The following is a 25,091-nucleotide window of genomic DNA, read 5'->3' on the forward strand; positions in this document are numbered from 1 at the left end:
TTCGTCCGCCACAATCCGGCCTAACGCGTAGCTGTTCATCCCAACACTTCGTCAAAGAACCTTCCGGGGAAGTTCACCATCATGACTAATCTTCGTTTCGTGCTGCTTGCCACCACGGCTCTGACCGCGATGCAGTTCGCAAGCTCCGCATCACATGCGCAAGGCGCGCCGCCGCTCGTGGTCGCGCAGGCGCAGCCACAAGAGACCGGCCCTGACGGAAAACCGAAGGAGCCGCCGAAGGGAGCGCCCGCGCGCCCGGCTACACCGCCGCCTGCGGCGCCCGCGCGCCCGACCGCACCGCCGCCCGCAGCTGCACCGCCCCATCCGCCCGCGCCGCCTCCGCCGGCGGCCGCTCCGCAGCGCCCAGCAGCACCGCCGCCGCCTCCGCCGCCACCTGCGGCTCGTCCGGCACCGCCGCCGCCCCCACCGCCGCCTGCCGCCCCGAAGCCGCCTGCGCCGCCCCCGGCTGCGGCTCCGCAACAGCATGCGCCGCCTCCTGCACCGCCCGCGGCACGCCCGGCTCCCACGCCTCCAGCGCCGCCGCCCGCCGCGGCTCCGCAGCAGCACGCACCCACGCCTCCGCCGCCTGCGGCTCACCCGACACCACCGCCGCCACCGGCAGCAACTCCTCAAGGCCATCCCGCGCCGGCGCCCACGGGGACACCGTCGCCTGCGCCCGCGCCGACGGTGCGACCGGGCGCGCCCGCTCCGGCCGCCACACCTGCACCGACAAGTACACCTTCACCGACCGCGACTCCTGCGCCGACCGCGACGCCGGCTCCGGGCAGTACGCCGCCGACTGGCCGTCCCGGTGCGCCAACCCCCGGCGGACGTGCGCCCTCGGCGGCGGGATCACCGACACCGGCTCCAGGCGCCACGCCCGCTCCAACGACGACACCGGCGCCAGGGGCCACCCCGACGCCGTCCGGCCGTCCGGGTCCCGCGCCGAGCGCAACGCCGGCACCGGGCGCAACGCCCGCGCCCGGAGCAACCCCTGCCCCGACAACGACGCCGGCCCCCGGTGGCGCCGTGACATCGCCCCCGGGACGCCAGGGTGGTGCACCCGCTGCTGGCGCGCCCGCTGCCGGAGCTCCGCCGACCCAGCCGCAGACAGCTGCCCCGTCCCGGCCGCCGGCTCCCCCCGCCGGCGCCGCAGCACCGAGCACCGTCCCGGGCTCGGCGGCTGCGACCCCGCCGCCCAACAGGGCGCAATACGCGACGCCCACGGTTGCGCCGGCCTTCCGCGCCGCGCCCACGACGACCACGCCCCTGCCGCCACCGCCGCGTCCGCCGCAGCGTGACCTGACACCGCTCGCGATCGGTGCAGGTGTGGTCGCCGGTGCCGTGATCGGCGCCACCATCGCCGACTACCGCAACCAGCGCCGCGAAAGCATCGAAGGCGGCCGCACCGTCTACACCGAGCCGGACCGCATCATCATCCGCGATCCGGGTGGGCAGACATACGTCCGCGGCAACGATCTCTATCGCTTCCGCTATGGCGCCCGCGACATCCGCACCGAGACTGTCGGCGCCGATACCCGCACCGTGGTGATCCGTCCCGACGGCAGCGAGATCGTTACTGTTGTCGGTCCGGACGGTCGGCTGCTGCGGCGAATCCGCAGGGACCCGGCCGGGCGCGAGCTCGTCATCATCGACAACAGCTACCGCGATCCGCAGTCGGTCGGCGGCTTCTATGTCGACGCTCCGCCGCCCGTCGTGAACATTCCCTACGATCGCTATATCGTCGATGCCGAGGAGGCGTCGCCGGACGTGATCTATCAGACGATGGTGGCGCCGCCGGTGCAGCGGATCAACCGTCGCTACACACTCGACGAGATCCGCTACAGCCCCAATGTTCGCATGCAAATGCCGAGCATCGACCTCAACACGATCAACTTCGAGACGGGATCGTGGACCATCCCACCGGACCAGGCGGCGAAGCTGCAGTCGATCGCCGACGGTCTTAACCGTGCGATCCAGGCCAACCCGCGCGTGGTGTTCTTGATCGAAGGTCACACCGACGCGGTCGGCAACGACGTCGACAATTTGTCATTGTCGGATCGTCGTGCGCAGGCCGCGGCCGAATTGCTGACCCAGCAATTCGGTGTGCCGTCCGAGAACCTGACGTCGCAGGGCTATGGCGAGCAGTACCTGAAGGAGCAGACGCAAGGACCGAGCGCGATCAACCGCCGCGTCACCGTCCGCAACATCACGCCGTTGCTCAACGGCGGCCAGGCTTCGCTGCCGCCGCCCCCGCCCGGCACCGCGCCGCCGCGGTAACGGCACGCACAAACGCAAATGGCCGGGAGCAATCCCGGCCATTTTTGTTTTGCTTGTAGGGTGGGTTAGCCGAAGGCGTAACCCGCCACTGTTCGTATCCGCAGAGACAGAAGAGGTGGGTTACGCTGCGCTAACCCACCCTACGCTTCAGCCCTTGTCGTTCTCCAGCCGGAAGATCTGCGAGCCTTCACTGCCCGACAGCAGGCCCGTGTCGCTGTAGAGCTTCAGCTTGGCGCGGGTATCGTTGATGTCGAGGTTGCGCATGGTGAGCTGACCGATGCGATCGGCCGGCGTGAACGCCGCGTCCTCGACCTTTTCCATGCTAAGCCGCTCCGGCGCATAGGTCAGGTTCGGGCTTTCCGTGTTGAGGATCGAGTAGTCGTTGCCGCGGCGCAGCTCCAGCGAGACCTCGCCGGTGACGGCGCGGGCGACCCAGCGCTGCGCGGTCTCGCGCAGCATCAGGGCCTGCGAATCGAACCAGCGGCCCTGATAGAGCAGACGTCCTAGGCGCATGCCGCTGATGCGGTACTGCTCGATGGTGTCTTCGTTGTGGATGCCGGTGACGAGGCGCTCATAGGCGATGTGCAGCAGCGCCATGCCGGGCGCTTCATAGATGCCGCGGCTCTTGGCCTCGATGATGCGGTTCTCGATCTGGTCGCTCATGCCGAGGCCGTGGCGGCCGCCGATCGCGTTGGCTTCGAGGAACAGCGCGACGGGATCAGAGAAGGTCTGGCCGTTCAGCGCGACCGGCTGGCCTTCCTCGAATCGCACCACGACCTTCTCGGCCTTGACGTTGCAGTCGTCACGCCAGAACGGCACGCCCATGATCGGGTTGACGATCTTGATGCCGCTGTCGAGGCTTTCGAGATCCTTGGCCTCGTGCGTCGCGCCGAGCAGATTGCTGTCGGTCGAATATGCCTTCTCGGCGCTCATCTTGTAGGCAAAGCCCTGCGCCGTCATGAACGCCGACATCTCGGCGCGGCCGCCGAGCTCGTCGATGAACTGCTGGTCGAGCCAGGGCTTGTAGATGCGCAGGCCCGGATTGGTCAGCAGGCCGTAGCGATAGAAGCGCTCGATGTCGTTGCCCTTGAAGGTCGAGCCGTCGCCCCAGATGTTGACGCCGTCCTCCTTCATCGCCGCGACCAGCATCGTGCCGGTGACGGCGCGCCCCAATGGCGTGGTGTTGAAATAGGTGATGCCGCCGGTGGAGATATGAAAGGCGCCGGACTGGATCGCGGCGATGCCTTCATGGACGAGCTGCGTGCGGCAATCGACCAGCAGCGCTTTCTCCGCGCCGAACTCCATCGCCTTGCGCGGAATCTCGTTGTAGTCGGCCTCATCGGGCTGGCCGAGATTGGCGGTATAGGCGTAGCAGCGCGCGCCCTTCTGCTTCATCCAGAGCAGCGCCGCTGACGTGTCGAGGCCGCCCGAAAAAGCGATGCCGACTTTCTCACCCTTGGGCAGGCTTTTCAGGATCGTGGTCATGGGGCTTCCAATCGGTCTCGAAGGGCGGATGTCGTTTCACGGGTTGACCGCGCGAATATCAAATTTCGCGGGGCTCGGCACCCCTTTAATGGCTCAAACTGACGGCTCGGGCCCCGTCTTGCGGCCGAACAGGCGCTGGCGCAGCCGGTAGGCAGGCATGTTCAGGCGGGTCAAGGCGGCATCGACGGCCTCGTCCGAAAACCGGGTCCGCGGCCAGCGGTAAATCAGCGCGTAGGCAAACCAGATCACGACGAAGGTGACGAGGCCGGCGATCGACACGTCGGTGAAGAAGTGGCCGCCAAATGCCATCCGCAGGCCGCTGGTCACGAGGCCGAACACCACGGCTCCGGCATAAGCGAGCGGGCGCCACGGCGGCGGTGCCAATGCGGCCGGCGCCAGCGTCCAGAACGCGGTCGCGCCCTCGCCCGAGAAGAACGAGCAGTTGCGCGCGCAACCGCCGCGTGGGTCCCACCACGGCACGAATTGCTGGTCGCCGGCAAACTGCGTCACCACCACCGGACGCGGCCGGCCCCAATAGGACTTGAAGGCGAAATTGGTGAGGATGCCGGCCGACATGATGATCGTGACCAGCAGGAAGACGATCGCGCGCCCCGAGACCATCAGCGGCCGGTCGGGCTTGAACATCTTGACCACAAGCGCGACCAGCGCAGGCAGCACGAACGCCCAGGCAACCCACATCGCGGCGTCCCGCGCAAAGCTGGCCCAGCCGTTCAGCTTGAGCGGAAATGTCTTGGTCTCAGGGTCGAAGAACAGCGCGGCGAGCTTGAGATCAAGCTCGGGATAAAGGCCGAAAACGACGCCGATCACGAGCCACAGCGCCAGGGCAATGAAGAGTCCGGTCCGGTTCATGGCGCGCGGTTTAGCCGAGTGGGAAGGGGATGAAAACCCTGGAATCCGTCATTCCGAGCGAAGCGAAGCAATCCAGAATCCATCCGCGGCGATAGTCTGGATTGCTTCGTCGCTTCGCTCCTCGCAATGACGGCACCTCAATCCGGCCTTGAATTCGAGGGCAGCGGCGGAGGCGGCTTACGCGGCAGCGGCGGATTGCGCCAGGCACCGGCATTGCGACCGGCGATCAGCCAGTAGACGACACCGGCGACGATGCCGGCGCCGGTCATGATCTCGAGATGGCGGCGCACGATGCCTTCGAACTGCAAGGTGTCGGAGTGAAAGGGAATGAGGCCGAGATAGCAGGCGAGGCCGACGAGGCCGCCGCCGACGGCATAGGTGAGAGCACTGCGGATGTAGAGCGCCTCGGTGATCGCGACGATCACCGCCGCCGGCACAAGCGCAAAGCCAGAGACGAAGATGAAACCGAACCCGAGCAGGATGTCGATCGTGCCCTGATCGACGGGACCGGCGCCGAGATCGGCGAACTCCGGAAACAACAGCGCGATGACGACGATCATGCCGCCGACGAAGCAGGCGGCGAGAAAGCCGATGAAGATGACGATGAGGCGGCCGATCAAGGACATGCAGAGGAAGCCAACGTTACCGTCATTGCGAGCGACGCGAAGCAATCCAGAATGCGTCTGCGGAGGCAGTCTGGATTGCCTCGTCGCTGCACTCCTCGCAATGACGGGGAAGCAACACAGTGCACCTACCAAGCTAGTCTGTCATCGCCATGGCGCGCAGCGTCTGGCGTTCCCTGGCGGAGAGTTTTTCGGTCTCCGACTTCAGCTGGCCGCAGGCGGCGAGAATGTCGCGGCCGCGCGGGGTGCGCACCGGCGAGGAATAGCCCGCGTTGAAGACGTATTCGGAGAACTTTTCGATCTGGTCCCAGTCCGAGCATTCATAGGCGGTGCCGGGCCAGGGGTTGAACGGGATCAGATTGATCTTGGCGTGAATGCCCTTGAGCATCTTCACCAGCAGCTTGGCGTCATCGAGCGAATCGTTGACGCCCTTGAGCATCACATATTCGAAGGTGATGCGACGCGCGTTCGAGGCGCCGGGATAGTCGCGACAGGCCTGCAGCAATTCCTTGATCGGATATTTGCGGTTGAGCGGCACCAGCTCGTTGCGCAGCTCGTCGCGCACCGCATGCAGCGAGATCGCGAGCATCACGCCGATCTCCTCGCCCGCGCGCACGATGTTCGGCACCACGCCCGAGGTCGACAGCGTGATGCGGCGGCGGGAGATGCCGATGCCTTCGTTGTCGCCGACGATGAGCAGCGCATCGCGCACCGCTTCGAAATTATAGAGCGGCTCGCCCATGCCCATCATCACGATGTTGGTGACGCGACGCGTACCGTCTTCGCGATCGGCCCAGTCGTTCAGACGATCGCGTGCGACCATCACCTGTCCCACGATCTCGCCGGCGGTGAGGTTGCGCACCAGGCGCTGCGTGCCGGTGTGGCAGAACGAGCAGTTCAGCGTGCAGCCGACCTGGGAGGACACACACAGCGTGCCGCGATCGGTTTCGGGGATGTAGACGCACTCGACTTCATGCGCCCGCTCGACATTGTCGCCGCTCGGCAGCCGCAGCAGCCATTTGCGGGTGCCGTCGTTGGAGATCTGCTCGGCCACGACTTCGGGCCGGTCGACGGTGAAATGTTGCGCGAGCTCGGCGCGAATGCCCTTCGAGACCGAGGTCATCTCTTCGAAGTTCTGGGCGCCACGGAAATACATCCAGTGCCACAGCTGCTGCACACGCATCTTGCGCTGCGCCGGTGCAACGCCGATCTCGCCGAGACGATCGGCAAGCTCGGTGCGCGACAGGCCGATCAGCGAGGGCCTCGCCGGCGGCACATAGGTTTCGAGCGGAGTCTTCTCCACCAGCGTTGCGTTGTGCGGCTCGGTCATCGGTTGCATTGAATGGCCTGATTAGGTGGTCGTTCCGGGATGGTCCGAAGGACCAGACCCGGAACCTCGAGATTCTCAGGTGCGCAATTGCGCACCATAGTTCGCGCTTCGCGCGCCCCGGAATGACGGGAGAAAGTCTAGTCCGCCCTATATAGCAACCGGAACCGCCGATTGCGACCTTATCGACCGCAGGCTTAACGCCTGCAATCCTGCGCGATCTTGTCGAGCGCCTGGGCGAGGCCCTTCAGCGAGAACGTGTCGGTGGTCTCGGTCCCCTTGGACGAGACGCCCTTGACCACGAGATCGGCGGATTTACGCATGGCCTCGACCATCCGCTCTTCCTCGGCCGCATTCTTGATCCAGAGACCGTCGCCCTGCGAGTACATGGCGAAAGCGGCGCCACCGACCTCGACCGACGATTCAGAGCCCGGCTTCAGTGCGTAGCCGATCATGACCGAGACTTCGTTGTTGACCTTCTCCGCCGGGCGGGTGGAGACGAAGGCATAGGCAGGATCGCGCGGCCGATTCGGCGGGTTGGTCTTCGACGACGACGGCTTGGCCAGCGCGAAGCAGACCTTTTTGCCGTTGGGCGCGGCCGAATAGGCGCCCCAGGTGCCGAACTGACCAATCAGGGTTGGCTCTGCGCCGCCCGCAACCGCCGCGTGCGGAGCCACCGGCTTGCTCTCGGGCTTTGCAGCCGTCTTTCCAGTCGTATTGGTCGCCGGCGCAGCCGATTTCGGCGCGGCCTCTTTCGGTGCAGTTTTGGGCGCGGGCTGCGCCGTCTGCGCCCGCGCGGAATCGACGATTCCACAGGCCGCCACGCCCGTCATCAAAGCTAAAATCAGCACCCGCCACATGCTGGAGTGGTTCCCTCAATATTGTGACTGGAAGATGGCCCGGTCGCGCATTGTCCCCGCGGCAGGGATAGCCGGGAAAGTCCAATTTGGGAAGGCAGTTAGCGAAGGTCGCGGCGACTAGGCCCGGGATCGCGCCGCGCGTTGCTCCGCCCATTGCGCATCGGTCCAGCGCAACAAATCCTCGGCGCCTGAGCTGCGCAAATGCGCGCCACCGTCGATCACCACCATCTCGCCGTTGATGTAGCCGGCACGGTCGGAGACCAGGAAGCTGGCGAGGTCGGCAAGCTCGCGGTGCTCGCCGGCGCGTCCCATCGGGTTGCGCGCGGCCCACCCTTCGTCGCGACCCTCGGGGCGGAGCTGACCCGAGGCGCCCGCGGTCGGGAACGGTCCCGGCGCGATCGCGACGGTGCGGATGCCCTTCGGGCCCCATTCCACGGCGAGACTTTTGGTCATCGCCAGCACGGCCGACTTCGCCATCGCCGACGGCACGGTGAAGGCGCGGCCGGTGATGGTCGAGGTCGAGAGGATCGAGAGCACGACGCCGCCATGCTTGCCGTCGATCCAGCGCTTGCCGGCGGCAAGCGTGCAATACATCGCACCATGCAGCGTCGGCGCGAGGATCGCATCCGCGGCGCGGAATGAGAGATGCTCGCTCTGCGCGATGAAAGTCGCAGCCGCGTTGTTGACGAGAATATCGAGCGGCGCCTCGCGCCAGATGGCGTCCATCATGCTCTCGACGGCGGTGCCATCGCGGATATCGCAGGCGATCGTCGCGACTTTGCCGCCGGTCTCTTCGCGCATCGCGCTCGCCGCCGCCTCGAGCCGATCGACCTTGCGGCCGCAGATCACGAGTTCAGCGCCGAGCGCGAGGAAGCGGCGCGCCATTGCAGCACCGAGACCCGAACCGCCACCGGTGACGAGGATGCGCTTGTCCTTGAGCAGGCCTGTTTCAAACATGGTTTGAATCCTCCCTTTCTGTCTTCCCGTCATTGCGAGCGCAGCGAAGCAATCCAGGCTATTTCCGCGGCACGGATTCTGGATTGCTTCGCTGCGCTCGCAATGACGAGAGGATAGGCCGTGCGGTCTAATAGACAAAGAAACCGGATTGTCGCCCGCACCTAAATCCGGCAGAAACGGGCAAACTATAAATCCACTCGAAACGCCCAGTACTTCACTTCTCAAGAAGGTGCCGCCATGAAAGCCATCCTCTGCTCGCAATATTGCCAGCCCGACGATCTCGTTCTGGCCGACGTGCCGGATCCGGTGGCCGGTCCCGGCGAAGCCGTGATCGCGATCAAGGCTGCGGCGCTGAACTTCTTCGATATCCTGATGATTCAGGGCAAGTACCAGATCAAGCCGCCGTTCCCGTTCTCGCCGGCCGCCGAAGTCGCGGGCGTGATCGAGAGCATCGGCCCCGGCGTAACCGATCTGAAGGTCGGCGATCGCGTCGTCGCCTCCTGCGGCCACAATGGCGCGCGCGAAAAGATCGCGCTGCCTGCGGCATCGATCGTGAAGATCCCCGACAATCTCGATTATGACCGCGCGGCCGGCATCATCATCATCTACGGCACCGCGCTGCATGCGCTGGAAGATCGCGCGAGCCCGAAGCCGGGCGAAACGCTCGCGGTGCTCGGCGCCGCCGGCGGCACCGGACTTGCCGCGTGCGAGCTCGGCAAGCTGATGGGCCTGAAGGTGATCGCCTGCGCGTCGTCGGACGAGAAGCTCGAATTCGCGAAGGCGCACGGTGCAGAACTCACGCTCAATTACGGCAAGGAAGATTTGAAGGAAGGCTTGCGAAAGCTCACCGGCGGCAAGGGCGTCGACATCATCTTCGATCCCGTGGGCGGCACCTATGCCGAGCAGGCGCTACGCTCGATTGCCTGGGAAGGCCGCTTCCTCGTGATCGGATTTGCTGCCGGCGACATTCCGAAGATGCCGCTGAACCTCGCGCTGCTGAAGGGCTGCGACATCCGCGGCGTGTTCTGGGGCGCGTGGACCCGACTTAACCCGGAAAAGAACCGCGCCAATCTCGAGAAGCTCGTGAAGTGGACAGCGGAGGGGAAGATCTCCTCGCATGTCGATCGCGTCTTCCCGCTGGCACAGACTGCGGATGCGCTGAAGGTGCTGGCGGGACGTCAGGCCATGGGCAAGGTGATCCTGCATCCGTGAGGCTATGCGGCGTGGCGTGTGTCGGTACGGCCGCTCGCCACGAGCTCAACTGTCATCGCCCGGCTTGACCGGGCGATCCAGTACTCCGAGACGTCAGTCATTGAATCGAGAAGCCGCGGCGTACTGGATTCCCGCCTTCGGGGAGAATGACAGCGAGCGCGGGACAGGCAGTGTCCGCGCCGCCGCCGGATCAATCCCCCTCAACCATTACCGACAAAATTGCGGGGCATTCCTTCGCCTCGCCCCAATCAAACCCAAATATCTCCCGATTCGCGCAAGCCGCCGACTTTTTTTGGGCTGATTCAGACGGCGATTTACCGGCTCCAGTTTGCGGGGCATTTCTGGACAACAACAAAAAGACTGAAGCCGGGATGCCCCAGCGTTGCGTTAGTAAGGGGGAGCATCACCATGGAGACGACGGCGTACCGCCCGTCCAGGGAATCGAGATCGGTCGATTCCGATCAAACTGCATCACATCCGGCCGTCGCGTCCTATATCCGTGCGCGCGCCGCGCGGGTCGATCTGTCACCGGAAGATCCAATTCCACTGTTCCTGTCCGATCCGCTCGGTGTGCCGGATTCAGCCGAATATACGGCGCGGGCGTTGAGTCCCCGGCTCAGATTTGTCCCGCCTGTTCTCGCGGCGGTTCTCGTCGCATCCACGCTGGCCGTTGCGGCCGCGCTGTTTCAGCCCAGTCTCCGCAATCTCTTCGCCGCCGACGCTGCCAGCCCGACGGGTGCCGAGCTGGACCAGGCCATGGCGTCGGCCGACGTGCCGGACAGGCATCAGACCGCGTACAAGGACCCGGCGCGCTTGGGCAACACGAGGCTGGCGAGCGCTGACGCGCAGGATCTCCCCGCAGCCTCAGCTCCGAGCCGCGAAGCGATTGCGACTGCCTATCAAACCGCGCTGCAAGCCCAGGCGCCCGGGCCAGTCGCCGCGCCGCCTGCGCCCCCACCGCCCGCCAAGACGCTCGATGCCGACACACTGGCTGGGCTGATGGCGCGCGCGAACGGTCTGTTGGCGGTCGGCGACATTGCCGCGGCGCGCCTGCTGCTCGAACGCGCCGCCAATGCACAGGATGCAACGGCTGCATTTCTGCTCGCGCAAACCTATGACCCGGCGGTGCTGGGCACGAGCGACGCGCGGCGCGTTGCTGCCGACGCGACCGCCGCGCGCGACTGGTACCAAAAGGCCGCAGGCCTTGGATCGGCGGAGGCGCGGCAACGCCTCGCCCAGCTTCAGAACTAGAACTCTTTAGGGGATATCATGCGTAACGCTTTGAGAATGGCGCTTGCCGCCATCATGACGATCTGTGCCTTCGCGGCACGCGCCGAGCAGACCGAATATGATCCGGCCAAGGTCTCTGACAGCCTGAAAGCCATCTTCCAGTTCGGTTCGAGCTCGACCAAGCAGTCGCTGAACGCCAACACCGTGACGTTGATCACCGGCACGATCGGCGGCACCTATGTGCAATTCGGCGCCGACCTCGCCTCCGTGCTCGACGACGGCAACAGGATTCGTGTGTTGCCAATCGTCGGCCGAGGCTCGGTGCAGAGCGTTGCCGACATCCTGTTCCTGCAAGGCGTCGATCTCGGAATCGTGCGCGCGGATACGCTCGACTATCTCGAGCGCAAAGGTTTTGCCAAGGACATCAAGAAGCAATTCACCTATGTGACGAAGCTCTACAACGAGGAGATGCAGGTGATCGCGCCAAAAGCGGTCGCGACACTCAAGGATCTGGAAGGCAAAACTGTTAGCGTCGATCTGCCGAACGGCGGCACCTTCGTCACCGCGCTCACCGTGTTCGAGCGGCTCGGGATCAAGGCGAAATTCGTTTATGTCGAGCAGCGCATCGCGATGGAGAAACTGAAGGCCGGCGAGATCGACGCCGTCATCGTGGTCGGCGGCAAACCGTACAAGTCCGTTTCGACCTTCGGCAATGACGGCCGCTTCCACCTTGCGACCGTGGATTATGCAAAGCCCCTCCAGAGCGACTATCTGCCGGCGACGCTGACCGCCAAGGACTATCCGAACCTAGTCAAGGAGGGCGAGAGCGTGGACACCATCGCGGTGCCGGCGGTGCTCGCGGCCTACAACTGGGCGCCCAACACCGAGCGCTACCGCAAGCTTGCATTGTATGTGGACGCGTTCTTCACGAAGTTCCCGACGCTGCAGAACCCGCCTTTCCATCCCAAGTGGAAGGAGGTCTCGCTCGCGGCGCCCCTGGCGGGCTGGAACAGATTGCCGGTGGCGCAGCAATGGCTCAACCGCCACGGCGTCGAACCGGTGACGCGGCAACGCTTCGAGGCGTTCCTGCAACAGAGCCCCTCGGCCGCAAAAGTGTCCGACGCGGACAAGGAAACGCTGTTCAAGCAATTCCAGGCGTGGGACGCGGAAAAGGCGCAGGCGCAGGCGGAAAAGAAGTAGCGAGCAGTCATCCACAGCTGTCATCGCCCGCGAAGGCGGGCGATGACAGCATTCCGAGACGGTTATGGTTCAATCGGAAGGCGGCCGCGGCGTACTGGATTCCCCGCCTTCGCGGGGAATGACAGCGGAGTATGCGGCGACAGCTACTGCGCGGCTTCCACGTCCACCTCATCCACCCCGCGCTTCAGCGCGGCGCGGGCGGCTTCGCGATGCTCGTTCGTGATGTGGCTGGCGACGATGCGGATCGCAGTGGCGAGCACGGCGGCGTCATCGGTGAAGCCGAGGATCGGCATCACGTCGGGGACGAAATCGAACGGCAGGATGAAATAAGCAATCGCCCCGAGCAGCGACGCCTGGACATGGCGCGGCGTCTGCCGGTCGAAGGCGCAGTAATAGGCGGCGAGCAGATCCTCCGCGAACGGCAGCTGCGCGGCGACACGCTTCAGCTTGCGCCAGAAGCGGCGCCGCACGCTCTCACGATCTTCCGCGAGCCGGTCGGCCGGCTCGAAACCGACGCTGTGTTCGGCAGCCATGTTCGGACAAACTCCCCGTTCCAGCCTGGGGCGGCAGATCGCCGCACCCGCTGCTGATCACAAGATGGGGACGGGGCCGGTCCCTGCAAGACGTCAGCCTGGTGTCAGCTGGCGATAGCGTTCATCGTCTTGGCGAGCGCGATGTCGAGCGCGGTGACGCCGCCGGCGTCATGGGTCGACAGCACCACCTCCACCGTCTTGTAGACATTGCGCCATTCGGGGTGGTGGTCCATCTTCTCGGCGACCAGCGCCGCGCGGGTCATGAAGCCGAACGCCTCGTTGAAATCCTTGAAGACAAAGGTTTTCCCGATCGCGTCGCGTCCCTGAACCTCGGTCCAATCAGATAGTCCATCCAGCGCCTGCCTGCGCGCCTCCGCCGAGAGCCGTTCTGCCATCATCGCCTCCGTCCTTCAGGGGAACTTTACCCTAACACCGCACTGACGCCCCGGGTTCATACGGGATTAGACCCCATCCGCTAACCATGACGGAGATGTAACCCCGCCGGACAAGAAATTTGCTACACTTGCGGGCGTAAATCGCCGGCCAAGATGAAACTGAGCCTCAAGCGACTGTTCGGGAGATCGATGACCGGGGGATTGGACCTGGCCGAAGCGCCCACCCCGCCCTCGCCGCGATCATCGGCGCGGAAGACGGCGCTCGTGACTCTCGCGCTGGTGCTCGCGATCGTTGGCGCGCTCGCCGGCGGCTACTATTTTGCCATGCGGCCGGTGACGCTGAAGATCGCGGTCGGCCCCGCCAATAGCGATGACGTCAAGGTCGTGCAGGCACTGACCCAGGCCTTCGCGCAGCACAAGAGTTCTGTGCGGCTGCGCCCGATCCAGACCGACGGCGCCACCGCCAGCGCCAATCTGCTCGCGGAAGGCAAGGCCGACCTCGCCATCGTGCGCGGCGACGTCGACGTACCGAAGAACGCGCAAGCGGTTGCGACCCTGCGCAAGAACGTCGTGGTGCTGTGGTCCGTGTCCGGCAAGGGCAAGAAGAAGGGTCCGAAGATCACCAAGATCGCGCAGCTCGCCGGACATCGGGTCGGCGTGGTCGGCCGCACCCAGGCCAACGTCAATTTGCTCAAGGTGATCCTGCAGCAATACGGCGTCGATCCCGCCAAGGTCGAGATCGTGCAATACCCGGCAAGCGAAGCCGTCGAGGCGATCAAGGCCCAGAGGGCTGATGCCTATCTCGCGGCCGGTCCCGTCAACAGCAAGATCACGTCCGAGGCGATCGCCGCTTCCACCAAGGATTTCGGCACGCCAACCTTTCTCGCGATCGATTCCGCGGATGCGATCGCGCAAAATCATCCGGTCTATGAAGCGGCCGAAATTCCCGCGGGCACTTACGGCGGCTCGCCCGATCGCCCCGACGACGAGGTCAAGACCATCAGCTTCTCGCACCACATCGTGGCGCGCAAAACTGTGTCCGAAACCACCATCGCGGCGTTCACGCGCCAGCTGTTCTCCGTGCGCCAGCAATTGGTGACGGAATTCCCGCTGGCGGCGAAGATCGAAACGCCCGACACCGACAAGGATGCGGTGATTCCCGTGCATCCCGGCGCCGCCGCTTTCGTCGACGGCGAGGAAAAGACCTTCCTCGACAGATACAGCGATTACATCTGGTGGACCCTGATGGCGCTCTCGGCCATGGGCTCGATCGGCGCCTGGTTTGCAGGCTATCTGAAGAAGGACGAGCGCGACAACAACAGCCATCTGCGCGAGCGGCTGCTCGACATGATCACCGCCGCTCGAAAGAGCGAAACGACCGAAGATCTCGATCAGATGCAGACCGAGGCCGACGAGATCCTGCGCGACACGCTGCGCTGCTACGACCACGGCGCGATCGAGGAAGGCGCGCTCACCGCCTTCAACATTGCGCTCGACCAGTTCCATGCGGCGGTTGCCGACCGCAAGGCGGTGCTGTTCAGCCTGCCACAGAACCTGCAGCGCACCGGCGCGCAATTCCGGGCCGCGGGCAACGCGTAAGCGCTTGCACCCGTTATCGCTGCGTCACATTGTCTCAATATAGCGTCGGGCTTCACCGTGGCGGCCGCCCTGGACGGCCGCCTCACGCGATATCGAGACTGTCCCATGAACATCAAATTCTCCCGCCGCAATTTCCTGACGACCAGTGCCGGCGCGCTCGGCGCGGTCGCAATGCCCCATCTCTCCCGCGCGGCCGACCGGCCGGCGGTGACCCATGGCGTGCAGTCGGGCGACGTCACCGTCGACGGCGGGGTGGTCTGGGCGCGTACCGACCGGCCCGCACAGATGCTGGTCGACGTGGCGACGACGGAGTCGTTCAGGGATGCCCGCGCACTGCCGCCGATCGCGGCGCTGCCCGAGAGCGACTTCACCGCAAAGATGCTGATCGAAAACCTGCCGGGCGGACAGGACATTTTCTATCGCGTCCGCTTCCGCGATCTTTCGCACACCGCGGTGGAGGGCGAGCCGGTGACCGGCCGCTTCCGCACCGCGCCCGCCGACCGCCGTGACGTCAGCTTCGTCTGGGGCGGCGACGTCGCAGGACAAGGCTGGGGCATCAACCCCGATGACGGCGGCATGTTCACCTTCTCGGCGATGCGCAAGCACCGTCCGGATTTCTTCCTGCACTCCGGTGACACCATCTATGCCGACGGCCCTATCCAGTCCGAGGTGAAGCTCGCCGACGGCAAGATTTGGAAGAACGTCACGATTCCCGAGAAGGCCAAGGTCGCCGAGACGCTGGACGAGTACCGCGCCGCGCACAAATACAATTTCACCGACGACAATCTTCGCGCCTTCAATGCCGAAGTGCCGATCTTCGTGCAGTGGGACGACCATGAGGTGACCAACAACTGGTCGCTGTCGAAGGAGCTGCCCGCGACCTACAAAGAGCGCGACATCGCGCTGCTTGCGGCCCGCGCAGGCCGTGCCTTCCACGAGATGTATCCGATGCGCGAAAGCATCGTCGAGCCCGGCCGGGTCTATCGGCAGATCTCCTATGGTCCCCATCTCGACGTGTTCGTGCTCGACGAGCGTAGCTATCGCGGCCCGAATGGCCCCAACCTCGAAACCGCTTACGACCCGGCCAGCTATTTCCTCGGCCCGGACCAGACCGCCTGGCTCAAGCGCGGCCTGTTGAATTCGCGCGCGACCTGGAAAGTGATCGCCTCCGACATGCCGCTCAGCCTCGTCGTGTCGGACACGCCGAAGGGTGGATCGGAAGCCATTGCGCAGGGCGACGGCCCGGTGCGCGGCCGCGAGTTCGAGATCGCCGACATCCTGCGCTTCATCAAGATGGCGCCGGTCAGCAACACCGTGTGGCTGACGGCGGACGTGCATTACGCTGCCGCGCATTATTACGATCCCAACAAGGCGCAATTCCAGGATTTCGAGCCGTTCTGGGAGTTCGTGTCGGGCCCGCTTCACGCGGGCACGTTCGGTCCGAACGCACTCGACAATACGTTTGGACCGGAGGTGCGTTTCGTCAAGGCGCCGGGGAAAGACAACCAGAACCTGCCGCCGTCCGCCGGCATGCAGTTCTTCGGTCACGTCAAGATCGATGGCGCTTCAGGACAGATGACGGTGACCTTGCGCGACCGCGCCGACGTCGCGCTATGGTCGACCACGCTCGATCCGAAGCAGGCCTGACGCCGTATCGCTAGTCCGCCGCGCGGACCTGGAGCGCCGCCTCCAGCGCGTCGCTCGAACACGGCTTCTGCAGACGCGGCTGGCCGGCGAATTCCGGCGGGATGCGCGCGTCGGCGCCATAGCCGGTGACGAAGACGAACGGAATTTTCAGCGCCGCGAGCCGTTCGGCCACCGCAAAGCTGTTCTCGCGACTCAATCCGACGTCGAGCAAGGCGAATCCGGGGACGCGCGCCGCGATCGCGGCCAGCGCCTGCGCCACTGAACCTACCGTGCGCACGCTCTTCACGCCAAATCCGAGCAGGCGATCCTCGAAGTCGATCGCGATGATCGGATCGTCCTCGACGATGAGAACATCGGCAGGACAATTTGAACTATCGGAAACGGCGGGTGCCATCATCGTAACTTGGAGCATGAGGTTTCTCTGACTGGGATCCCGGTCACGACGCCTGCACCCAGCGCGGAGGGTTCCCGGAACGAAACCCACCACATTACAGTTATTAGGTCTGTCCACTTGTGCACACAGGACCTCGACGGAACTCGCTAAGGTGGAGGCGGATGGGAGTTTGAGATGGACGCGCGGACCAGCAACGCCACCGAGATCGACAGCCGGCCGACCAACAATCTGCTGCGGCGCTTGAGCCCGGCCGACTTCGCCCTGCTTGCGCCACATGTCATGCTCGAAAGCGCCGCGGCGAATGAATTGCTCTACAACCCCGGCGATGACGTCCAGGTCGTCCACTTTCCCTGCGGACCATCGCTTGCGACCTTCCTCGTTCCCAATGAGGACGGCCGCGATGTCGAGACCATCCTGGTCGGCCGCGAAGGCGCGGTGGGCGGCATCGTCAGCGAAGGATTTTTACCGGCCTACACCCGGATCTGCGTGAAATTCGGCGGGCCGTTTGCGCGCATTCACGTCGGCAAGCTGGAGGCCGCCAAGCAGCGCTCGCCCTCATTGCGTCATGTCTTCGCTCGCTACGCCGACTGCATGCTGGCGCAGATTTTCCAGTCCACCGCCTGCAACGCCATTCACTCGATCGAGCAGCGCACCGCCAAATGGATGCTGGCGGCGATGGAGCGGACCGGCGACGAGAGCAGTGTGCCTCTGACCCACGAGCAGCTCGCGACACTGCTCGGCGTCGGCCGCAGCTATGCCAGCCGGGTGCTTCAGTCGTTCAAGGCGGAAGGCGTGCTCGACACGCGACGCGGATCGATCCTGGTCCGCAACCGCGAGGGCCTGCGCCTGCGCGCCTGCATGTGCAACGAGGCCGTGAAGTTGCACTTCGAAGAGGTGCTGCGCGGGGTCTATCCGACCGAAGAGCGGCAAGCCGGCTAGCCACCTGCCTCGCTCCTCTTCGGGGATAAGAAGCGGCCGCACTATCCCGCCGGGCGGGAACCTGGGCTAATGTCCCCCCGCATGAGCGGGGCTTTCCTTCACACTCTCTTCGACATCGCAGCATGGCTGGCTGCGGCCGTGGCGCTGTACTGGCTGTCGCGACAGGGCTTGCTGTTTCCGGCGCAATCCTTCGAGCGGTCCTACCTCGCCGCTTTGGTGTTCGGTGCGGGCCTCGGCGCCTATCTGTTCGGCTCCGCCAATCTGTGGCTGTCGGGCCAGAGCGGCATTGCGCGCTCGGTCGAGGGCGCGCTCGCCGGGGGCATCGCGGCGATCGAGCTCTACAAATGGTCCGAAGGGATCACGGTGCGAACCGGCGCCCGTTTTGCGCTGCCGCTGGCCCTCGGCATCGCGATCGGCCGGCTCGGCTGCTATTTCGCGGGCCTTGAGGATTTCACCTACGGCACGCCGGCGGCATGGCCCTGGGGCCATGATTTCGGCGACGGCATCCTTCGGCATCCCGTGCAGCTGTACGAAAGCGCCGCGATGGGCGTATTCGCGCTGCTCTACGTGGTGGCGGTCTTGAACCGGAGCGCGTTTGTGATCACCAATGGTTTCTACCTCGTCCTCGTCTACTATGGCGCACAGCGCTTCCTGTGGGAATTCCTCAAGCCCTACGGCACGCTGATCGGCCCCTTCACGCTGTTTCACGTGCTGTCGCTGTCCATCCTGCTCTACGCTGTCGTCATGCTGGCGAGGGCGCCCAAAGCGAGACCCATGCATGAACGCGCCGTTGCGTAAGTCGCGCCCCTATATCTTCTGGGGTCAGACCCAATCTCTCTGCGAGACCTGCCTGAAGCTGGTGCCGGCCAAGATCCAGATCCTCGACAACGAGGTCTGGTACGAGAAGCGCTGCAAGGAGCATGGCGTCCAGTCCACGCTGGTCTCGACGGACGCAGCCTATTGGCGCCTGTGCAAGGATTTCATCAAGCCCGGCGACCGGCCGCTCGCCTTTCAACGGCATACCGAATTCGGCTGCCCCTATGATTGCGGCCTGTGCCCCGACCACGAGCAGCATTCCTGCCTGGCCCTGATCGAGATCACCGAGCATTGCAATCTGACCTGCCCGGTGTGCTTTGCCGATTCCTCGCCGGCGCGGACCAGCTTCACGCCGCTGGCCAAGATCGAGCGAATGCTCGACGCGCTGGTCGCGAGCGAGGGCGAGCCTGATTTGGTGCAGATCTCCGGCGGCGAGCCGACGCTGCATCCGGACTTCTTCGCGATCCTCGATGCGGTGCGCGCCCGCCCGATCCGCCATGTCATGATCAACACCAACGGCCTGCGTATCGCCCGCGAAAAAGATTTCGTGGCGCGGCTCGCCGAGAACAAGCGAGGGCTCGAGGTCTATCTCCAGTTCGACTCGCTTGAACGCGACGCGCTGATCAATCTGCGCGGCGCGGATTTGCGCAAGATCCGTCAGCAGGCGCTGGAGAATCTCGAGCATTACGGCGTATCGACCACGCTGGTGGCGACCATCAAGCGCGGCGTCAACGATGCCGAGATCGGCGACATCGTTCGCCATGCGCTGACCTGGAAGTGCGTGCGCGGCGTCACGCTGCAGCCGGTGCAGGATGCCGGCCGCAACGAGAATTTCGACAAGAACACCGATCGCATCATGCTGTCGGAGATTCGCAAACGCGTGGTCGAAACCGGCGTGTTCGGCGACAAGGACATGATCCCGCTGCCCTGCAACCCCGAAAGCATCTCGATCGGGTACGGCCTGCGCAACGGCGACAAAGTGCTGCCGCTGACCTCGCTGATCCCGCAGGAGCAACTCGTCGCATTGTTGCCCAATACGATCAGCCCGGAGAAGCATCCGGCGCTGAGGGAGAAATTCATCGATCTGTTTTCGCTGTCCTCGGGACCGCTGAACACGAGCGAGCGCGTCTGCGAATTGTTGTGCTGCCTGCCGAGCTTCGAGGTCCCGCAGGGAATCACGTACGAGAACGTATTCCGCGTCACCATCGTGCAGTTTCTCGACCGCTTCAATTTCTGCGTCGGCAACGTCAAGCGCAGCTGCATCCATTTCGTCACCGAGAACGGCGCGATCATCCCGTTCGACACCTACAATTTGTTCTACCGGAACGGAAAGATCGACGGCATCCGCGCCGAGCTGGCGGCGCAGTCAATCGAAGGAGTCCTGCAGGCATGAGCATCAGCGACACGCCGACGCCAGCCCCTCCGGGACCGCCTCCTGCCCCGACGAACAAGCGCAGCGGCTGTCTGACCGCGCTCATGGCGATCTTCGGGATCATCCTGCTGCTGCCTGGTGCCTGTGCACTCCTGTTCGGCGGAATATCCATATCCGACAGAGGCCGGATCGATTCCGACGTCGCGCCCCTGGTCTTCCTGGGCCTGGTTGTGGGGCTCGGCGGGGTCGCCCTGATCTGGGCCGCCATCAAGGGCCGGCGCGGCTGAGCCCGGCTTTTCGCCTAACCCCCGGGAATCCCCGGATAAAATTCAATCAACCAACGGCCAAAGAACACATTGTTTTTTGGCCGTTTTTGCCTATATTGCGCCGCAACGCGTAGGGTGCCCGGTCGATATGCCGGGCTTTCCCTTTTGGGCGGAAAGCGCCCCGTTTCCAGTCTTCAAGCGTTGTTTCGAGAAGAGGTCCCGGTCTGACCGGCGAGATCGCGCTTAACCCATTGTCCGACCGCAAAGAAGCTCACTCATGAACCTTCGCAACATCGCCATCATCGCCCACGTCGACCACGGCAAGACGACTCTGGTCGACCGCCTCCTCCAGCAATCCGGCACCTATCGCGAGAACCAGAAGGTGACCGAGCGCGCCATGGACTCCAACGATCTGGAGCGCGAGCGCGGCATCACCATCCTGGCCAAGGCGGCCTCGGTGCAGTGGAAGGACACCCGCATCAACATCGTCGACACCCCCGGCCACGCCGATTTCGGCGGCGAGGTCGAGCGCATTCTCAACATGGTGGACGGCGCGCTGGTGCTGGTCGACGCCGCCGAGGGCCCGCTGCCGCAGACCAAATTCGTGGTCTCCAAGGCGCTCAAGGTCGGTTTGAAGCCGATCGTCGTGATCAACAAGGTTGACCGTCCCGACGCGCGGGCGACCGAAGTCATCAACGAGGTGTTCGACCTGTTCGCGGCGCTCGACGCCAGCGAGGAGCAGCTCGACTTCCCGATCCTCTACGGGTCGGCCAAGCAAGGCTGGATGGCCGAGAGCCCGGATGGGTCGCACGAAGCCGGCATGCAGCCGCTGTTCGACCTGATCGTGCGCCATGTCGCGCCGCCGACCGTCGAGGAAGGCCCGTTCCGCATGATCGGCACCATTCTGGAAGCTAACCCCTATCTCGGCCGCATCATCACCGGCCGTATCTCTTCCGGTTCGATCAAGCCGAACCAGGCCGTGAAGGTGCTGGGCGCCGACGGCAAGACCATCGAGACCGGCCGCATCACCAAGATCCTCGCCTTCCGCGGCATCGAGCGCACCCCTCTCGACGAAGCCGACGCAGGCGACATCGTCGCCATCGCCGGCCTGACCAAGGGCACCGTCGCCGATACCTTCTGCGATCCGTCGGTCGACACCCCGCTGGTGGCGCAGCCGATCGATCCTCCGACCGTGTCGATGTCCTTCATCGTCAACAACTCGCCGCTCGCCGGCACCGAAGGCGACAAGGTGACCAGCCGCATGATCCGCGACCGCCTGCTGCGCGAGTCCGAAGGCAACGTCGCGCTGCGGGTCGTCGAAGCCTCGGACAAGGACGCGATGGAAGTTTCGGGCCGCGGCGAATTGCAGCTCGCGATCCTGATCGAGACCATGCGCCGCGAAGGCTTCGAGCTTTCGGTGTCGCGTCCGCGCGTCGTGCTGCAGAAGGACGAGACCACCGGCGCCACGCTGGAGCCCATTGAGGAAGTCGTCATCGACGTCGACGAGGAGCATTCCGGCGTCGTCGTGCAGAAGATGAGCGAGCGCAAGTCCGAGCTGATCGAGATGAAGCCGTCCGGCGGCAACCGTTTGCGCCTGGTGTTCTACGCGCCGACGCGCGGCCTGATCGGCTACCAGGGCGAACTGCTCACCGATACCCGCGGCACCGCGATCATGAACCGTTTGTTCCATGGCTACGCGCCGTACAAGGGCGAGATCCAGGGCCGCCGCAATGGCGTGCTGATCTCCAACGACCAGGGCGAAGCGGTGGCTTACGCCATGTTCAAGCTGGAAGATCGCGGCCCGATGATGATCGAGCCGGGCTGGAAGGTCTACAAGGGCATGATCGTCGGCGAGCATACCCGCGACAACGACCTCGAGATCAACGTGCTCAAGGGCAAGCAGCTCACCAACATCCGAACCACGTCGAAGGATGAAGCGGTGCGCCTGACCCCGCCGATCCGCATGACCCTGGAAAAGGCGCTGGCCTATATCGAGGACGACGAGTTGGTCGAGATCACGCCGAAGTCGATCCGCCTGCGTAAGCGGCACCTCGACCCGAACGAGCGCAAGCGCGCGGAAAAATCCAAGGAAGCGGTGGCTTAAGCTACCGCCCTCGTGCCCCGGACGCAGCGCAGCACGCAGTGATGCGCTGCTGAGCCGGGGCCCAGTTACTCTCACAACCTCCACATCACCTTGGGTCCCGGCTCTGCGGAGCGGCGTTACACGCCGCACCGCGTCCGGGACACGTGAGCTGTGTGTCCGCCCGGCTTCAGCACTCTTTGCGAACGTGCTAGAGCCCGCCCATGAGCTCCCTTCCCTCCTCCGTTGACGTCGCGATCATCGGTGCGGGCGCCGCCGGCCTCGGCGCGGCGCATGCGCTGGCAGGATCCGGCCTCTCGACAATCGTGCTGGAGGCGCGCGACCGGCTCGGCGGGCGGGCCTGGACGGTGCAGGCCTCGCCCGAAGTCACCTTCGACGTCGGCTGCGGCTGGCTGCATTCGGCGGACAACAACTCCTTTGTCGCGATTGCGAAACAGCTCGGTTTCGAGGTCAACAAGGACCTGCCGCCCTGGCGCGAGCGCGCCTATGGCAACGCGTTTCCGCAGAGCCAGCGCGACGAGTTCATGCGCGCGATGGACGCATTCTACGAGCGGCTCTGGCAGGCCGCGCAGAAAGGCAAGGACGAGCCGGCCAGCCTGAGCCTGGAGCCTGGCAATCGCTGGAATCCCATGATCGACGCGATCTCGACTTATATCAACGGCTGCGAACTGAAGGACATGTCCACACTGGACTGGGACGCCTATGAGGACAGCGACCTCAACTGGCGGGTCCGCCGCGGCTATGGTGCTCTGATCGCGGCCTATGGCGCGCCCTGCCCGGTGGCGCTGAACTGCAACGTCACGCTGATCGATCATTCCGGCCAGCGCATCCGCATCGAGACATCGCAGGGCACGCTGATCGCGGGCAAGGTGATCGTCACCGTGCCGACCAATCTGATCGCCGACGAAGCCATCCGCTTCTTCCCTGCCTTGCGCGCCAAGGTCGACGCCGCAGCCGGCCTGCCGCTCGGTGTCGACGACAAGGTGACGCTTGCGCTCGACGATGCCGAGGCCTTCCCGAAGGAAGGCAATTTGCGCGGCGCCACAATGCGCACCGACATGGGCACCTATCATATCCGCCCATTCGGCCAGCCCTGCATCGAAGGCTTTTTCGGCGGCAGCTTTGCACGCGGACTGGAAGACGCCGGCGAAGGCGCGATTGCCGCGCAGGGCATCGACGAGATCGCAGGCCTTCTCGGCAACGATATCAGGCGAAAGCTGAAGCCGCTCTACGAGTCGCGCTGGGCCCACGACCCCTTCGCGAGAGGCTCCTACTCGCACGCGCTGCCGGGCCACGCCGGTGACCGCGCCGTGCTGGCGGCACCTGTGGATGGGCGGCTGTTCTTTGCAGGAGAAGCGACGTCGCCGAATTTTTTCTCGACGGCGCACGGGGCAAGGGACAGCGGCGAACGGGCGGCACAGGAAGCGCTGGGGGTCCTGGGCAAACCGTAGCCACACACGCTGTCATTGCGAGCGCGGCGAAGCAATCAGAATCTTTCCGCAGCCGGAGTCTGGATTGCTTCGCTACGCTCGCGATGACGAATTACTCAATCACCCGTGCTCGCAAATCGGCATCAGGCACGAAGCACGCGTCGTACTTGCCAAAGATGCGGTAGCGGTTGCGCGCAATGAGGCTGTAGACCGGGTCGCGCAACGCTTTCGACACGGCGAACAACGCGCGCACCCAACCCCAGCCGGGGAGCTGCGACAGCACCGTCAGCGCGGCGTCCGACTTCATGAACACCTCGCCGCCGTGAACCACGGCGTTGGTGTCGGCATCAGCGGGATCGATGCCGAACGTGCGCGCGAGCCGGGCGCCATAGTCAGACTGGATCGGCGTGAAGCGAAATCGCTTCGCCGTGTCACGTTTGGCGACGAAGCGGACCCAGCGCGAGCAGAAAATGCAGACCCCATCGAACAGGATGACGTCATCGTCAGGCCATTTGGGCATCAGCGATTATCCAATATCAGGAAATGCAGCGTCATGGCTTTTTGCCAGCCGCCGGCTTCAGAGCGCGATCGAGTTCGGCACTCGCGGATTTGACGCCGGCCTCGCTCTCGATCATCCAGTGCCCTTCGCTGCCCACGCCCGGCAGCGCACGGAACTCGACCTTGCCGCCGCTGCGCCGAAACGCGTCGACCAACGCAAGCGAAAATGACGGTGCAAAGTAGCTGTCATTGGCGGCAACGAGCCACGTGACGGGGATGCGCGCGGCCTTGCCCAATTCCGCCGCCGCCGCGAGAAGCGTATGCGGCGCGCAGATCCGGTTCGGCTCGTCATTGGCATGGCCACCGCGGCCCGGCGCAAGGACGATGATGGCGGAGATCGTCTTCGGATCGGCATTCGCGAGCGCCAGAGCGCCCCAGCCACCGGCGGAATGGCCGATCACGATCGCGGCGTCCTTGCGGATAAAATCCTGCTTTCGCAAATCCTCCAGCGCGAGCGCGATTTCGTCGGCCGTTAAACGGCCCGAGCGCACATAGTCCGCCTCGTCGCAGCCACCCTGGTCCTCGATATAGCGCCCGCCCGTTGTGCCATGGCCGAGCCGTTCCGGCACCAGCACGGCGAAGCGGCGCGCGATGAGGAATGCCGTGAGTGCGCGGTATTCCGGCTGGGGCATTTGCGCGCGTCGCAAGGCATTTTGCGTCGATGCGTGCGCGATCACCGCAAGCCGGAACGGGCCGGCACCCGGCGGGCGAAACAGCAGGGCATGAGCGGCGATGTCGGTATCCGGCGATGGCACGCGCCATTGCTGCCGGCGAAACGGATCGCCCTCCGCTCCGGACGAACCAAAAGTGACCTGAGCGCACACAGGCGACGCAGTCAGCAAGGCCAACAAAGGCAGAAGCACGAAGATATTGAGGAGCCGCATGAATTGCCGGAGGCGAGAACTGCGACGGTCACACTAGTAGGAACGAATCAATATCGGCAGACTTTCTGCGTTGCCATTGCCGTCCATTCGTTGCCGCAAAGCGGTTTTGCACC

Annotated in this window: 23 protein-coding genes; 12 read left to right on the forward strand and 11 right to left on the reverse strand. The window is 64.7% G+C overall.

The window, feature by feature from the left end:
* The first annotated feature begins 81 nt into the window (after nucleotides 1-81).
* On the forward strand, nucleotides 82-2,280 hold the full coding sequence (locus FXB41_RS11660; protein ID WP_219681846.1) for an OmpA family protein: 2,199 nt from the start codon (nucleotides 82-84) through the stop codon (nucleotides 2,278-2,280).
* Nucleotides 2,281-2,427: 147 nt separating this feature from the next.
* Here the strand turns inward: FXB41_RS11660 and argG are convergent, their stop codons facing one another.
* From argG to FXB41_RS11690, 6 genes are all read right to left on the reverse strand, one after another.
* Nucleotides 2,428-3,765, reverse strand: coding sequence for an argininosuccinate synthase (gene argG, locus FXB41_RS11665; RefSeq protein ID WP_007598765.1), 1,338 nt, complete (start codon nucleotides 3,763-3,765; stop codon nucleotides 2,428-2,430).
* Nucleotides 3,766-3,858: 93 nt separating this feature from the next.
* Nucleotides 3,859-4,635, reverse strand: coding sequence for a phosphatase PAP2 family protein (locus FXB41_RS11670; RefSeq protein WP_219681847.1), 777 nt, complete (start codon nucleotides 4,633-4,635; stop codon nucleotides 3,859-3,861).
* 137 nt (nucleotides 4,636-4,772) lie between these two features.
* Entirely contained in the window at nucleotides 4,773-5,261 is a 489-nt protein-coding gene (locus FXB41_RS11675) for a hypothetical protein (RefSeq protein WP_007598761.1), read from the reverse strand.
* A 133-nt stretch (nucleotides 5,262-5,394) separates the two neighbouring features.
* A complete protein-coding gene (gene rlmN, locus FXB41_RS11680) occupies nucleotides 5,395-6,597 on the reverse strand; it encodes a dual-specificity RNA methyltransferase RlmN (RefSeq protein WP_007598759.1) in 1,203 nt (400 codons plus the stop codon).
* Between the two features lie 185 nt (nucleotides 6,598-6,782).
* Nucleotides 6,783-7,445, reverse strand: coding sequence for an invasion associated locus B family protein (locus FXB41_RS11685; RefSeq protein ID WP_007598757.1), 663 nt, complete (start codon nucleotides 7,443-7,445; stop codon nucleotides 6,783-6,785).
* A gap of 117 nt (nucleotides 7,446-7,562) precedes the next feature.
* Nucleotides 7,563-8,402, reverse strand: a complete 840-nt coding sequence (locus tag FXB41_RS11690; RefSeq protein ID WP_219681848.1) for an SDR family oxidoreductase — start codon at nucleotides 8,400-8,402, stop codon at nucleotides 7,563-7,565.
* A 237-nt stretch (nucleotides 8,403-8,639) separates the two neighbouring features.
* Here FXB41_RS11690 and FXB41_RS11695 point away from each other — a divergent pair, with 237 nt between their 5' ends.
* The 3 genes from FXB41_RS11695 to FXB41_RS11705 all read left to right on the forward strand — a co-directional run bounded on the left by FXB41_RS11695 (nucleotide 8,640) and on the right by FXB41_RS11705 (nucleotide 12,044).
* Nucleotides 8,640-9,614, forward strand: coding sequence for an NADPH:quinone oxidoreductase family protein (locus FXB41_RS11695; protein ID WP_007598751.1), 975 nt, complete (start codon nucleotides 8,640-8,642; stop codon nucleotides 9,612-9,614).
* 408 nt (nucleotides 9,615-10,022) lie between these two features.
* Nucleotides 10,023-10,865, forward strand: coding sequence for a hypothetical protein (locus FXB41_RS11700; protein ID WP_219681849.1), 843 nt, complete (start codon nucleotides 10,023-10,025; stop codon nucleotides 10,863-10,865).
* Nucleotides 10,866-10,883: 18 nt separating this feature from the next.
* Complete coding sequence (locus tag FXB41_RS11705) at nucleotides 10,884-12,044, forward strand: TAXI family TRAP transporter solute-binding subunit (protein ID WP_007598749.1); 1,161 nt, start codon at nucleotides 10,884-10,886, stop codon at nucleotides 12,042-12,044.
* Between the two features lie 143 nt (nucleotides 12,045-12,187).
* Here FXB41_RS11705 and FXB41_RS11710 read toward each other — a convergent pair whose 3' ends face one another.
* Together FXB41_RS11710 and FXB41_RS11715 are read right to left on the reverse strand one after the other, a co-directional pair.
* Nucleotides 12,188-12,577 carry a YkvA family protein gene (locus FXB41_RS11710; RefSeq protein WP_219681850.1) on the reverse strand — a complete coding sequence of 130 codons (390 nt, stop codon included), beginning with the start codon at nucleotides 12,575-12,577 and terminating at the stop codon, nucleotides 12,188-12,190.
* A 104-nt stretch (nucleotides 12,578-12,681) separates the two neighbouring features.
* The gene (locus FXB41_RS11715; RefSeq protein WP_219681961.1) at nucleotides 12,682-12,972 is read right to left on the reverse strand and encodes a 4a-hydroxytetrahydrobiopterin dehydratase; all 291 of its coding nucleotides are present in this window, start codon (nucleotides 12,970-12,972) and stop codon (nucleotides 12,682-12,684) included.
* A gap of 153 nt (nucleotides 12,973-13,125) precedes the next feature.
* Here FXB41_RS11715 and FXB41_RS11720 point away from each other — a divergent pair, with 153 nt between their 5' ends.
* Nucleotides 13,126-14,571, forward strand: coding sequence for a TAXI family TRAP transporter solute-binding subunit (locus tag FXB41_RS11720; protein ID WP_219681851.1), 1,446 nt, complete (start codon nucleotides 13,126-13,128; stop codon nucleotides 14,569-14,571).
* A 105-nt stretch (nucleotides 14,572-14,676) separates the two neighbouring features.
* Nucleotides 14,677-16,218 (forward strand): alkaline phosphatase D family protein, encoded by a 1,542-nt coding sequence (locus FXB41_RS11725; RefSeq protein WP_007598742.1) that lies wholly within the window; start codon nucleotides 14,677-14,679, stop codon nucleotides 16,216-16,218.
* 10 nt (nucleotides 16,219-16,228) lie between these two features.
* On the opposite strand, the gene FXB41_RS11730 is transcribed toward FXB41_RS11725, so the two are convergent.
* Entirely contained in the window at nucleotides 16,229-16,630 is a 402-nt protein-coding gene (locus FXB41_RS11730; protein WP_007598740.1) for a response regulator, read from the reverse strand.
* A 156-nt stretch (nucleotides 16,631-16,786) separates the two neighbouring features.
* On the opposite strand from FXB41_RS11730, the gene FXB41_RS11735 reads away from it, so the two are divergent.
* The 6 genes from FXB41_RS11735 to FXB41_RS11760 all read left to right on the forward strand — a co-directional run bounded on the left by FXB41_RS11735 (nucleotide 16,787) and on the right by FXB41_RS11760 (nucleotide 23,557).
* Nucleotides 16,787-17,551 carry a Crp/Fnr family transcriptional regulator gene (locus tag FXB41_RS11735; RefSeq protein ID WP_007598738.1) on the forward strand — a complete coding sequence of 255 codons (765 nt, stop codon included), beginning with the start codon at nucleotides 16,787-16,789 and terminating at the stop codon, nucleotides 17,549-17,551.
* A gap of 81 nt (nucleotides 17,552-17,632) precedes the next feature.
* Entirely contained in the window at nucleotides 17,633-18,349 is a 717-nt protein-coding gene (locus tag FXB41_RS11740) for a prolipoprotein diacylglyceryl transferase family protein (RefSeq protein ID WP_219681962.1), read from the forward strand.
* Nucleotides 18,330-19,760, forward strand: a complete 1,431-nt coding sequence (locus tag FXB41_RS11745) for a radical SAM protein (protein ID WP_219681852.1) — start codon at nucleotides 18,330-18,332, stop codon at nucleotides 19,758-19,760. Before FXB41_RS11740 ends, FXB41_RS11745 begins: the two co-directional genes overlap by 20 nt.
* The gene (locus FXB41_RS11750) at nucleotides 19,757-20,026 is read left to right on the forward strand and encodes a hypothetical protein (protein WP_219681853.1); all 270 of its coding nucleotides are present in this window, start codon (nucleotides 19,757-19,759) and stop codon (nucleotides 20,024-20,026) included. The genes FXB41_RS11745 and FXB41_RS11750 overlap by 4 nt, the downstream gene beginning before the upstream one ends.
* 256 nt (nucleotides 20,027-20,282) lie before the next feature.
* Entirely contained in the window at nucleotides 20,283-22,109 is a 1,827-nt protein-coding gene (typA, locus tag FXB41_RS11755; RefSeq protein WP_219681854.1) for a translational GTPase TypA, read from the forward strand.
* A 200-nt stretch (nucleotides 22,110-22,309) separates the two neighbouring features.
* Nucleotides 22,310-23,557 (forward strand): flavin monoamine oxidase family protein, encoded by a 1,248-nt coding sequence (locus tag FXB41_RS11760; RefSeq protein WP_219681855.1) that lies wholly within the window; start codon nucleotides 22,310-22,312, stop codon nucleotides 23,555-23,557.
* Nucleotides 23,558-23,648: 91 nt separating this feature from the next.
* On the opposite strand, the gene FXB41_RS11765 is transcribed toward FXB41_RS11760, so the two are convergent.
* Both FXB41_RS11765 and FXB41_RS11770 read right to left on the reverse strand, forming a co-directional pair.
* On the reverse strand, nucleotides 23,649-24,056 hold the full coding sequence (locus FXB41_RS11765; RefSeq protein ID WP_219681856.1) for a thiol-disulfide oxidoreductase DCC family protein: 408 nt from the start codon (nucleotides 24,054-24,056) through the stop codon (nucleotides 23,649-23,651).
* A 31-nt stretch (nucleotides 24,057-24,087) separates the two neighbouring features.
* Nucleotides 24,088-24,978 (reverse strand): alpha/beta hydrolase family protein, encoded by an 891-nt coding sequence (locus FXB41_RS11770; protein WP_219681857.1) that lies wholly within the window; start codon nucleotides 24,976-24,978, stop codon nucleotides 24,088-24,090.
* Nucleotides 24,979-25,091: the final 113 nt, after the last annotated feature.

Source organism: Bradyrhizobium canariense (assembly GCF_019402665.1).
Lineage (GTDB): Bacteria > Pseudomonadota > Alphaproteobacteria > Rhizobiales > Xanthobacteraceae > Bradyrhizobium > Bradyrhizobium canariense.

What these genes read in the sequence shown, in the direction of transcription:
- FXB41_RS11660 (WP_219681846.1), top strand. Translation starts at nt 82, where the DNA reads ATGACTAATCTTCGTTTCGTGCTGCTTGCCACCACGGCTCTGACCGCG.
- argG (WP_007598765.1), bottom strand. Translation starts at nt 3,765, where the DNA reads ATGACCACGATCCTGAAAAGCCTGCCCAAGGGTGAGAAAGTCGGCATC.
- FXB41_RS11670 (WP_219681847.1), bottom strand. Translation starts at nt 4,635, where the DNA reads ATGAACCGGACCGGACTCTTCATTGCCCTGGCGCTGTGGCTCGTGATC.
- FXB41_RS11675 (WP_007598761.1), bottom strand. Translation starts at nt 5,261, where the DNA reads ATGTCCTTGATCGGCCGCCTCATCGTCATCTTCATCGGCTTTCTCGCC.
- rlmN (WP_007598759.1), bottom strand. Translation starts at nt 6,597, where the DNA reads ATGCAACCGATGACCGAGCCGCACAACGCAACGCTGGTGGAGAAGACT.
- FXB41_RS11685 (WP_007598757.1), bottom strand. Translation starts at nt 7,445, where the DNA reads ATGTGGCGGGTGCTGATTTTAGCTTTGATGACGGGCGTGGCGGCCTGT.
- FXB41_RS11690 (WP_219681848.1), bottom strand. Translation starts at nt 8,402, where the DNA reads ATGTTTGAAACAGGCCTGCTCAAGGACAAGCGCATCCTCGTCACCGGT.
- FXB41_RS11695 (WP_007598751.1), top strand. Translation starts at nt 8,640, where the DNA reads ATGAAAGCCATCCTCTGCTCGCAATATTGCCAGCCCGACGATCTCGTT.
- FXB41_RS11700 (WP_219681849.1), top strand. Translation starts at nt 10,023, where the DNA reads ATGGAGACGACGGCGTACCGCCCGTCCAGGGAATCGAGATCGGTCGAT.
- FXB41_RS11705 (WP_007598749.1), top strand. Translation starts at nt 10,884, where the DNA reads ATGCGTAACGCTTTGAGAATGGCGCTTGCCGCCATCATGACGATCTGT.
- FXB41_RS11710 (WP_219681850.1), bottom strand. Translation starts at nt 12,577, where the DNA reads ATGGCTGCCGAACACAGCGTCGGTTTCGAGCCGGCCGACCGGCTCGCG.
- FXB41_RS11715 (WP_219681961.1), bottom strand. Translation starts at nt 12,972, where the DNA reads ATGGCAGAACGGCTCTCGGCGGAGGCGCGCAGGCAGGCGCTGGATGGA.
- FXB41_RS11720 (WP_219681851.1), top strand. Translation starts at nt 13,126, where the DNA reads ATGAAACTGAGCCTCAAGCGACTGTTCGGGAGATCGATGACCGGGGGA.
- FXB41_RS11725 (WP_007598742.1), top strand. Translation starts at nt 14,677, where the DNA reads ATGAACATCAAATTCTCCCGCCGCAATTTCCTGACGACCAGTGCCGGC.
- FXB41_RS11730 (WP_007598740.1), bottom strand. Translation starts at nt 16,630, where the DNA reads ATGCTCCAAGTTACGATGATGGCACCCGCCGTTTCCGATAGTTCAAAT.
- FXB41_RS11735 (WP_007598738.1), top strand. Translation starts at nt 16,787, where the DNA reads ATGGACGCGCGGACCAGCAACGCCACCGAGATCGACAGCCGGCCGACC.
- FXB41_RS11740 (WP_219681962.1), top strand. Translation starts at nt 17,633, where the DNA reads ATGAGCGGGGCTTTCCTTCACACTCTCTTCGACATCGCAGCATGGCTG.
- FXB41_RS11745 (WP_219681852.1), top strand. Translation starts at nt 18,330, where the DNA reads ATGAACGCGCCGTTGCGTAAGTCGCGCCCCTATATCTTCTGGGGTCAG.
- FXB41_RS11750 (WP_219681853.1), top strand. Translation starts at nt 19,757, where the DNA reads ATGAGCATCAGCGACACGCCGACGCCAGCCCCTCCGGGACCGCCTCCT.
- typA (WP_219681854.1), top strand. Translation starts at nt 20,283, where the DNA reads ATGAACCTTCGCAACATCGCCATCATCGCCCACGTCGACCACGGCAAG.
- FXB41_RS11760 (WP_219681855.1), top strand. Translation starts at nt 22,310, where the DNA reads ATGAGCTCCCTTCCCTCCTCCGTTGACGTCGCGATCATCGGTGCGGGC.
- FXB41_RS11765 (WP_219681856.1), bottom strand. Translation starts at nt 24,056, where the DNA reads ATGCCCAAATGGCCTGACGATGACGTCATCCTGTTCGATGGGGTCTGC.
- FXB41_RS11770 (WP_219681857.1), bottom strand. Translation starts at nt 24,978, where the DNA reads ATGCGGCTCCTCAATATCTTCGTGCTTCTGCCTTTGTTGGCCTTGCTG.